Genomic DNA, 10,532 nt, shown 5'->3' with positions numbered 1-10,532 from the left:
GATGTCTCTGGCGCTTTGACAACCGCGGCAACATCATCTGACTCTGGCGGCATATCAAACTCGGCTAATAATGAATCGATATCATCTTCAGTTGACTCTTCAGTTGAGCTGGCTGATGTCTCTGGCGCTTTGACAACCGCGGCAACATCATCTGACTCTGGCGGCATATCAAACTCGGCTAATAATGAATCTATATCATCTTCTGCAGAATTTTCAGTTGAATCGGCTGATGTCTCTGGGGTTTTGACAGCCGCAGCAGCAACATCATCTGACTCTGGCGGCATATCAAACTCGGCTAATAATGAATCTATATCATCTTCTGCAGATGCATCTAGATCATCAGTTTTATCTTTCGCCGCTCCTTCTGTATCTAAACCCACCAATAGATTGTTGAGATCATCGTCATCTTCAAGAGGTTCTAGATCAGAATCTTGATCCTCCATGGCCTCAGCCCATAAATCATCTAATGAAGTCCCATCTTCATCTTCTAATTCTTTTTCGCTAATGAACATATCAGATGCCATATCCATCTCGGTATCACCGCTCATTTGGATTTCTGGCTGTAAATCAACACTGTCTGAATCCAATAAATCATCAATTGACTCTTCATCATTTGAATCTAAATGGATCACCATATCGTCAGAGTCATCATTGGCTATTGCGGTAGTTGACTCTTTTCCTGGCTGGGTTTCAGTTTTTATTTCAGCCTGTTGAGTTTTTTTATTACGGCGACTGAGAAGCCAAAAAATAATGCAAAATATCGCTATAAGAGGTATCGATGCTGCAAGGATCAACAAAATAGTGTTGTCCATTAAGCTGCGCCAAAAGTCAGCGGGTTCTTCTACTGCGGGTTCAATATTTTCAGTTTGGTCTACAAGTTTTTTATTTTCTAGCGTTAGACCTTCATATTTATCGCGTAATAGCTGTAAATCTTCTTCAAGCGAAGCAATATTTAATGACATTTGTTCAATTTTGTTTTTCAACACTTGATTGTCATTGTTGCTGATCATTAATTCATCTTGTGAGCGCGCCAACTCATCTGTAAGCATTAACGTTTTTGCATTGGCTTTATCTAGCGTGCTATTGAGATCCTTGACCACAACGGCATTAGCCTCAGTAATCGCTTTGGTTTGTAGCGTTACAGCTGGTGTTTGTTTGGCTATTTGCAACGATTTTGCTGCAGAGGGCTGATTAATAACAGTACGAGGCTGAGTTTGTTTGCTAACACGGCGATCATCTTGCTCAGCACGGCGTTTAGCAACCTCATTGGGAATGGCGGCTATCACATCTGCAGAAGGGACCAGTAATATCATCCCTCGCTCTAATGTATTGTAATTATTACCGCTAAAAGCGTGTGGATTAGCGTCAAATAACGCGGCCATCACCTGATAAACACTGACATTATTACTAGGCCTGACTTTTTGCGCAATACTCCAAAACGTATCTCTTGATGTCGTCGGACCATATTGCCGTTTAGCTTGTTGTTTAACCTCGCCATTGGGCCCAGTAATTTTGAGTGTTTCTGCCTGTGCAGATCCAATAAGTTGTACACTGGTTAAGCCAACGGCTGTGCAGGCAATCAAACCCACAATATATGAAGTACGCAAAGTCATCCAATCCTTCCCTTTTAGCGCTATTGAGTTACCGGTTTGGCAACAGGCTTGAGGCAATTTTTATCGTTAGTATTATGGTCGTTAACTATATCTGATCACATCCATGATGAGCCAATTTTGCAGGCGATTTCAATGCTATTGATGTTAAAAATGATATGTTTACGACTATAAACTAGATTTACCGGACCTGCTACTATTGGGGTCAGTTAAACGAAAAAAGCCTGCTCATTGCAGGCTTTTTAAACTAAATCGCGTTGTTGATAAAAACATTACTCATTATTAAAGTGTAATTAGTAATAATCTCTAATCAAAATCTCGGCAATTTGCACACTGTTTAACGCTGCACCTTTACGAATGTTATCGGCAGTAACCCATAAATTTATACCGTGAGAGTGCGAAATATCTTTACGAACACGACCAACATAAACAGCATCATTACCTGCTGCATCAGTAACAACGGTTGGATATTCATCATCATTTTCAAATAACACAATACCTGGAGCATCACGTAAAACGGCTTTAACATCTTCAGCATCAACAGGTTGACGCGTTTCAATATGTATAGCCTCTGAATGACCATAAAAAACAGGCACACGAACCGCAGTAGGGTTAACGACAATTTCATCGTCGCCAAAAATCTTTTGCGTTTCCCACACCATTTTCATTTCTTCTTTGGTGTAGCCATTGTCCATAAACATATCAATTTGTGGTAAAACATTAAATGCTATCTGCTTTGGATAAACCGACGGCTCTGAAGGTAAACCTTGGAGTAATTTTGCACATTGATCCGCTAACTCTTCAATCGCTTTTTTACCTGTTCCTGACACAGACTGATATGTCGCCACGTTAATACGTGAAATACCAAAAGCATCATAAATTGGCTTAAGTGCAACTAACATCTGAATAGTTGAACAATTAGGATTGGCAATAATATTGCGATTGCGGAAATCCGCAATGGCTTCAGGGTTAACTTCAGGCACCACGAGCGGCACATCAACATCATTGCGAAAATGTGAGGTGTTGTCGATAACGACACAACCCGCTTCACCCGCAATAGGCGCCCATTTTGCAGACACATCGCCACCAGCAGAAAAGAAACCTATTTGTGCTTGCGTCCAATCAAACGTTTCTACATCAAGAATTTCAACTTGTTTACCGTGAAAACTGACCGTTTCGCCAGCACTGCGACTGCTCGCTAATGGAAACAACTTAGCAACCGGGAAATTACGCTGCTCGAGGATCTCAATCATAGTTTGACCCACTGCGCCCGATGCACCTAAAACGACTACATTAAATTCCTGAGACATAATTAACGCCCGACTCCTATTATTCAGTTTGAATGATCAATTTACCTTAGTTTGCTTATGCTTTACTAGGGGTAATCTGCTAAAAAGCCTACTTTGAAGTGATTATTTCTCAACTGGCTAGAAATACTGTTTTTTGCCCTCAATATGTTCCTCTATAGGTCATATCGGTCCTAGGTCATTAATTAAAGCCTAAAGCGCTGAGCATCGATTGATTAATCCCATCATCAGATAAAGTTTGCGTAGATTGAGTTAACGAGATGGCGCTATATTCTCGACGGTAAGTATGATTTTTACGCATTAAATCAAATCCGGCCGTCGTTGCAAAACAACCTCTAAAGGTTACATCATCATCACGTAAGTCATAGACTAAACGTGATAATTTCAGCAATTGGCTTTCGGTTAAATCACCTTGACTCACAATTTGATTAAATTGAAAGGTCGGTAGCAAACTCGCCAAGGATTTGTCCACCGGTAAACCGAGTAATTCACACCACTTTTGATACAATATAAAGGTGCCTCGAGCTTTGCCTTCAAGGCTATAACCGGCAATATGCGGCGTAGCAAACTCTGCCAAGGCGACTAATTCGGCCATAGGGTTAGGTTCGCCTTCCCATACGTCGAGCACAAGTTTGATATCGTCACGTTGTTGTTTAAATTTGATCAACGCTCGGTTATCAATGACCTCGCCTCGACAGCAATTTAATAACCATGTATTGGGTTTCAACTGATTGAGTCGAGTGTCATCAAATAAATACCAGGTTTTATGCTCACCCTGTTTGGTAATAGGCACATGCAAACTAATAATATCTGCATGTTCAATCAGAGTGTCTAGTGACACAAATTCACGTGTATCACCTTGTTCGGCCTTAATAGGGTCGCACAACAACACTTTTAAACCATAAGCTTGCAAACAGTTCGCGGCTGCAGTGCCGGTATTTCCTGCACCCACAATGCCCACAACTTTACCTGCTAATGACCCACCGAGACGCTGAGCCAACTCCAGCATCGCAATAAAGGCATACTCACCTACTGCCTTCGCATTACATCCTGGCGCATTAGTAAAAAAGATATTGCGCTCTACAAGATAATCAACATCTACATGATCAGTGCCAATCGTCGCACTACCCACAAATTTAAGCTTATGCGCTTGTTCAATTAACGCTGCATTCACTTTGGTCACCGAACGCACCAGCAACACATCGGCATCCTGCACTTGAACAGCGCTTAACGTTCGGCCATTTACGTATTCAATTTCCCCTAAGTCACCAAACAAGGCATCGACATAAGGCATGTTTTCATCGGCAATTATTTTCATTTTGTTATCTTATTTACTGCGAATTTAACGACATCACATTACGATTTTTTATGGAAGTATCTTATACCAAATGCCCCCACCTCGTCATTCCTAAGATTTTTTATTGGGGATCCAGCTTTTGATTTTGCTTGTAAGCCTAGGTACTAGAGCGGACTGCGTCCTGCTAGTTCGCTTCGCGGCTATAAAAGCGAAGCCAATACCTGATGCGTCTTTACGCTGCCCTTTCCGTAAGCACAGCGTCCGCTTATTATCGCTTATCATCGCTCTTCAGCTTTGCTTGTATAGCCTCTCGCCGCGAAGCGAACTAGCATCTAGGCATTTAGCCCTTTAAGCGCAGCGTTAGCCTGTTATTTTTCGTCGCTTGTCATCGCTCTTCAGCTTTGCTTGTATAGCTTCTAGCCGCGAAGCGAACTAGCATCTAGGCATTTAGTTTAAAAGGCAAAAACAAAAAAACCAGCACTGTTTCCAATGCTGGCTTTCATATCATTCACAAGTTAGCCCACAAATAACGTTTTACGCTTTATATTTACGCATCACTAATGTTGCGTTAGTGCCACCAAAACCAAAGCTGTTACTCATCATGGTGTTCAATTCCGCTTGGCGCATTTCACGCACCACTGGCATGCCAGCAGCATTCTCATCAAGGTTGTCGATGTTAATGCTTGGCGCAATAAAGCCGTCTTCCATCATAATTAAGCTGTAAATCGCTTCATGAACACCAGCCGCACCTAAAGCATGACCTGTCAGTGATTTAGTTGACGCGATTGGAGGCATATTATCGCCAAACACTTCACGTAATGCTTCAAGTTCGCGCATGTCACCTACTGGTGTAGAAGTGCCATGAGTGTTGATGTAATCAATTGGTGTATCCACATCAGCTAACGCCATCTGCATACAACGCACTGCACCTTCACCAGATGGGGCAACCATGTCATAGCCATCTGAAGATGCGCCATAACCCACAATTTCTGCGTAAATTTTAGCACCACGCGCTAGCGCATGCTCTAATTCTTCAACAACAACAATCCCGCCGCCGCCAGAAATAACAAAACCATCACGGTCTGCATCATAGGTACGTGACGCTTTTTCAGGCGTGTCATTGTACTTAGTCGATAATGCACCCATAGCATCAAAGCCCATGGTTAATGTCCAATCAACTTCTTCAGCACCACCAGCAAACACCATATCTTGCTTACCCATCTGGATAAGTTCAACGGCATGGCCAATACAATGGGCCGAAGTGGCACACGCGGAACTGATAGAATAACTCATGCCTTTAATTTTAAATGGTGTTGCTAAACAAGCGCTTGCGGTGCTAGACATAATGCGTGGCACAATATAAGGACCCACGCGCTTAACGCCTTTTTCACGCAATGTATCAGCAGCCTGAACTTGGTTTTTTGATGACGCACCACCCGTACCAGCAATCAAACCGACACGAAAATTAGAATATTGTTCTTCTGTCAAATTAGCATCAGCAATTGCTTCCTGCATAGCAATGTAAGCATATGCTGCAGCATCGCCCATAAAGCGAAGAGCTTTACGATCAATATAATCAGCGGGGTTCATTTTGATGTCGCCCCAAACTTTACTGCGTAATTGCATTTCTTCAAACTGCGCCGAGTGGGTAATACCGCTGCGACCCGCTTTCAATGACTCAGTCACTTCTTGCTTGTTATTACCGATACTTGAAACGACACCCATTCCGGTGATCACGACTCTTTTCATTTTTTTGCTATCCATTTGGTACATGTCGGTACTTAATTGCGGCAATCATAGCTGCTTTAAAGTAATTAAGTGGTCAGCTTTCCATAAATACAGGTAAAATAATGCCAAGTTATCGGCCCTGAGTAAAATATTTTGTATAAAACATCTTTATTATCTGTATCCCCAAATTTACACAACTTTTACATTTGTGATTTATTGGGCGATAAAGTCAATCAAAATAGCCGATATCCCCAACTCGCTAAACAGTATATAGACACAGTATTGCAAAGCGGTGACGGTAATAGAGCCGCCACGAATACTCAACCACGTTTATTAACGCTAGGCCAACTCGGTTTTGGAGATGGCCATGAAATAATACTCTTATTAGCAGCATTACAAGCGACTAACCTGCAAAATCCTTTGAAAAAGCATCAAACTCGAGTTCATATCAGTGTGTTTGAACATTGTCCAATAAACCGAAAGCAACTTGAACTCCAGTGGCAACAGCAAGGACTACTTCATTCGGATCATCATTTATTCGATTTTGCTCAAGCGTTACTTAATTGTGAAATAGCGGCCATCGAAGGTTGCCAACGACTGAGTCTACTCCAAAACACATTCATTATTGACCTATATCAAGGTTCGCCTATAGCACAAGCCAAAACCATTGCTACGCCGAATCAACAAAGGATAGCACATTGGTTTGCCCTTCCCCATACGAGCCAGGTCAGCTATTCGGATCATTATTTCAGTCAGCATTTGCTGTGGCAATATGGCCGGATCAGTGCTGATAATGCAACATTTTTAGCCGCTAGCTCAAATGATGACGATGTCACCCCTACCATCAAAAAGCAATTAGCACTTTGTGGATTTTTACATACTACTTCATCTCAATCAACTGATGACATCGCTATCGCGGAACGTAACGCACTAAGACAACAAATACGCCAACAGTTTGCTTATAACCCAATGCCATCTCTAGATTCTAACGACCAAACCCCTATAGCTATTATAGGTGGAGGTATTGCTTCTGCAAGTCTTGCCTTGTCGTTGGCTGAACGCGGAAAAGATGTAGTAATTTATTGTAAAGATGACACATTAGGGCAAGGTGCGTCAGGCAACAAACAAGGTGCCATTTATCCTTTACTGACTCCCGAAAATGACTCGCTAAGTCAATTTTTTCAACAAGCATTTCTATACAGTCGACGTCGTATCCAAGCATTAATTGATGATGGATATTATATTGGACATGACTGGTGTGGCGTATTACACACGGGTTTTGATCTACGCAGCCAAACAAGATTAGATAAAATTATTCATGGTCAAGCGTGGCCAAGTGAGATTGCTTTTGCCGTAAATCCAATCCAAGCTACACAGCTTGCTAAAGTAGATATCAATAAATCTGGTTTTTATTATCCATTAGGTGGCTGGGCTTGCCCGTTTGAATTAGCACAAGCCAGCATTGCCAAAGCACAAACATTAACCAAGGTTCGCATTCTCTATAATAGCGACATTCACTCACTTGAATCACACTCATCTGGCTGGCAACTGTTTAGTGCCGAAAACAAACACATCGCAACACACGATCAGGTAATCATCGCCTCAGGAGAGCAACTGACTCGCTACAAACAGACAAAAAACCTTCAGATTACCGGTTTTAGAGGTCAAGTGAGTCATGTCCCATCTCAAGGTGAACTGGCGCAGCTTAATACTGTAATCTGCGCTAATGGCTATTTGACGCCACAACATAATCAACTGCATTGCGTCGGCGCGAGTTATGTAAAAAACCCACAGCATCTTGATTTTTGCCCATTAGAGCAGCATGAAAACAGCCTTAAAATGCAACAGAGCTTTCCTAATTCGAACTGGCCTCACGATATTAATGTTTCAAACAATGATGCCAGGATCGGCGTAAGGATGGTCAGTCGCGACCACTTTCCCGTGATGGGATGTGCACCTGATGTTGAAGAATTGTTTGCGCGGTATGCCGTCCAGAAGCTATCCAAAGATAAACCCAGTCAATGGCAACGATACTGGCAAACTACACCTGCACCGATTTATGATGGCTTATATGTACTCGGCGGACTAGGCTCTCGCGGCCTAAGCTCAGGCCCACTTGTTGCCGAGTGCCTCGCTGCAAACTTATGTGGAGAACTGTCTCCCTTAAGTTCAGATTTGCAGGCACGACTTAGTCCAAATAGAATGTGGCTGCGTAAGCTGCTTAAAGGCAAAGCGTTGATGTAAAGGAGAAAGTCAAAACTAAGAATGGCTCCCTAATACAAGCATTTGAGGATGATGGCAATAAGCGGAAGATTGAACGGTAAACAAAATAGAATAAGCTAACGCTTATGTTAGGGTAAAAGCAACCAAATTCGCCATTGCGATAATGCTTTTCAGCCGAAAGTAAACATATTTGACAGTTAAGTAACAATGAAGCAGATGAGTCTTGCGGCAGGCTATACTTATTAATTTGATTTACGTTTTGAGTACAAAACACCATTAAATAAAAGTTTCAGGATCTGACTGTTTTTCACAAAAATGTTATGAAACAGATAAGAGATAAAGAAAACACCGATTATCATTAGTATGTACTCCTGAATGGGTTCAAAAGCTAACCGTTCAAAAACAAAAACATATAACAAAATAATTAGAGGTTGATGAAGTATGTAGACGGTATAACTTGAATCAGAAAAGTTCCTTATAACTTTGGAACGCCTAGAACCAACAACATATAATATTGACAGAATAGACAACATTAGACTTCCAGAAGACAGGCGATCTAAGACTTTATTAATAACCTCCCCAGCGAATATATTGAAATACGATATCAAAAAGAAAGCAGTAAATATCAAAAAAGATAATAAAAAATATTTAACACATAAAAAAGATGAAAACAACGCCTTGTTGATAAAACAAAAACACCCAATAACAAAATAACTGTAATAATAGAAAAGATTATGAAATGTAATAAACAAAACCGTTCCATCAAATGTTAACTTAGCCACAGCCAAACCAGTAATAGCAACAGAAGGAATACCCAAGTAAATCATAAACAGTAAAAAAACTGGGGACATTTCTTTACTAGAAAGAATGAATTTACATAAAGGAAGCGAAATAATAAAGTAAACGATTAAATTACCTAAGAACCAAAGATGGCCTAACCATTGGCCCTTTAACAAGTAATCAATGCTATCCCAATCGTATGACTTATTATAGCTGTAATAATTCATGATAGGGTTTAATAACAACCCACAAAACAACAGCGGCAACAGCGCTCTTAAAACTCTATCTTTGGCGAAACCATCCCTGCCTTTACTAAAAATTAACATATAAAAGAACCCAGATATTAGATAAAAAGCCTCCATTCTAAAAATTTGAATAAAATCTGAGATATATTTAATAAACCAAGATGTTTCATTAGAGAGAACCCTCCAATCCTGATCAATGCCATAAATAAGTCCTACATGATAAAAAAGCCCCAGTACCATCAATACCGCTCTACAAAAGTCAAGCCCATGTAGCCGATGAAGATTTCCATTCATATTACACTCACTGAAAACGATTTAATAAAATAATTTTACTTATAGAAAATAAAAAGAGTGAAAACAAGCGAAAGCCCCAGGTAGAAACCTATGAGGATGATGACAAAACATGAAGACTGAGCTGACACTATCCGGACCGAGCCTAGTTTTATCGATACTCTTCTAATAAATCAGCAAGTTCTTTCTTAAAATCGCTGCCCAATTTAGGATCACGCAAACCATATTCAACAAAAGCTTTCATATAACCCAGTTTGTCGCCACAGTCATGTGATTTACCTGTCATATTAAAAGCTTCAACGGTATCAGACTCAATCAGCATATCAATGGCATCGGTTAGCTGGATTTCATCACCCGCACCAGGAAGTGTTTTCGCGAGTAAGGCCCAAATCTTTTCCGACAACACATAACGGCCAACAACGGCCAAATTAGACGGCGCGGTGCCTAACTCAGGCTTTTCTACCATGTTGAATATTTTAGTCGAGTCACCAGGGTTAATAGTTTCGCCTCCGCAATCGGCAATTCCATACTTATGGACTTGATCATCAGGAACAGGTGCGACCATAATTTGACTAGCAAGAGATTCGCGATAACGAATTAGCATCGACGCTAAATTTTCAGTGCGTTGATCTGCTGAGTACGAATCTAAAATTACGTCAGGTAACACAACGGCGAATGGATTATCACCAATACACGGCTTAGCACATAAAATGGCATGCCCAAGACCTTTAGCTTCGCCTTGGCGTACATGCATAATAGTGACATTTTTAGGACAAATAGCTTGTACTTCATGCAACAACTGACGCTTAACGCGTTTTTCTAACGTTGATTCAAGTTCATAAGATTTATCAAAGTGGTTTTCGATAGCATTTTTACTGGCATGAGTCACCAGTACGATTTCTTTAATACCGGCGCTAACACATTCATCAACGATATATTGAATCAATGGTTTATCCACTAAAGGTAGCATTTCTTTTGGGATGGCTTTGGTGGCTGGCAGCATACGCGTACCTAAACCGGCAACAGGAATAACAACTTTCATAAATATCCT

The 10,532-nt window shown here is 41.0% G+C and carries 7 protein-coding genes; 1 reads left to right on the top strand and 6 read right to left on the bottom strand.

Annotated features, from left to right (window positions below; genetic code table 11):
• The 4 genes from AAEZ00_RS13935 to fabB all read right to left on the bottom strand — a co-directional run.
• A partial coding sequence (locus AAEZ00_RS13935) for a FimV/HubP family polar landmark protein (protein ID WP_351088804.1) occupies nt 1-1,613 on the bottom strand: 1,613 nt, incomplete at its 3' end.
• Nucleotides 1,614-1,903: 290 nt separating this feature from the next.
• On the bottom strand, nt 1,904-2,920 hold the full coding sequence (locus AAEZ00_RS13930; protein WP_124011811.1) for an aspartate-semialdehyde dehydrogenase: 1,017 nt from the start codon (nt 2,918-2,920) through the stop codon (nt 1,904-1,906).
• Nucleotides 2,921-3,098: 178 nt separating this feature from the next.
• Nucleotides 3,099-4,235 (bottom strand): 4-phosphoerythronate dehydrogenase, encoded by a 1,137-nt coding sequence (locus tag AAEZ00_RS13925; protein WP_124011812.1) that lies wholly within the window; start codon nt 4,233-4,235, stop codon nt 3,099-3,101.
• A 513-nt stretch (nt 4,236-4,748) separates the two neighbouring features.
• Nucleotides 4,749-5,963 carry a beta-ketoacyl-ACP synthase I gene (gene fabB, locus AAEZ00_RS13920; protein WP_164839498.1) on the bottom strand — a complete coding sequence of 405 codons (1,215 nt, stop codon included), beginning with the start codon at nt 5,961-5,963 and terminating at the stop codon, nt 4,749-4,751.
• A gap of 132 nt (nt 5,964-6,095) precedes the next feature.
• Between fabB and mnmC1 the strand changes: the two genes are divergently transcribed.
• Nucleotides 6,096-8,186 carry an FAD-dependent 5-carboxymethylaminomethyl-2-thiouridine(34) oxidoreductase MnmC1 gene (mnmC1, locus tag AAEZ00_RS13915; RefSeq protein WP_351078428.1) on the top strand — a complete coding sequence of 697 codons (2,091 nt, stop codon included), beginning with the start codon at nt 6,096-6,098 and terminating at the stop codon, nt 8,184-8,186.
• Between the two features lie 221 nt (nt 8,187-8,407).
• On the opposite strand, the gene AAEZ00_RS13910 is transcribed toward mnmC1, so the two are convergent.
• Together AAEZ00_RS13910 and galU are read right to left on the bottom strand one after the other, a co-directional pair.
• Nucleotides 8,408-9,484 carry an acyltransferase family protein gene (locus AAEZ00_RS13910; RefSeq protein ID WP_124011813.1) on the bottom strand — a complete coding sequence of 359 codons (1,077 nt, stop codon included), beginning with the start codon at nt 9,482-9,484 and terminating at the stop codon, nt 8,408-8,410.
• Nucleotides 9,485-9,632: 148 nt separating this feature from the next.
• A complete protein-coding gene (galU, locus tag AAEZ00_RS13905; protein ID WP_101032183.1) occupies nt 9,633-10,523 on the bottom strand; it encodes a UTP--glucose-1-phosphate uridylyltransferase GalU in 891 nt (296 codons plus the stop codon).
• Between the last annotated feature and the right edge of the window lie 9 nt (nt 10,524-10,532).

Source organism: Shewanella sp. S1-49-MNA-CIBAN-0167, from assembly GCF_040310145.1.
GTDB classification, from domain to species: Bacteria; Pseudomonadota; Gammaproteobacteria; order Enterobacterales; family Shewanellaceae; genus Shewanella; species Shewanella psychromarinicola.
Note: the sequence above shows the minus strand (reverse complement) of the source record. Positions and strands in the feature narration are given on the sequence as shown.

Bases quoted from the DNA above. Each gene is read 5' to 3' on its own strand.
- AAEZ00_RS13930 (WP_124011811.1), bottom strand. From the start codon at position 2,920: ATGTCTCAGGAATTTAATGTAGTCGTTTTAGGTGCATCGGGCGCAGTG.
- fabB (WP_164839498.1), bottom strand. From the start codon at position 5,963: ATGAAAAGAGTCGTGATCACCGGAATGGGTGTCGTTTCAAGTATCGGT.
- AAEZ00_RS13910 (WP_124011813.1), bottom strand. From the start codon at position 9,484: ATGAATGGAAATCTTCATCGGCTACATGGGCTTGACTTTTGTAGAGCG.
- galU (WP_101032183.1), bottom strand. From the start codon at position 10,523: ATGAAAGTTGTTATTCCTGTTGCCGGTTTAGGTACGCGTATGCTGCCA.
- AAEZ00_RS13925 (WP_124011812.1), bottom strand. From the start codon at position 4,235: ATGAAAATAATTGCCGATGAAAACATGCCTTATGTCGATGCCTTGTTT.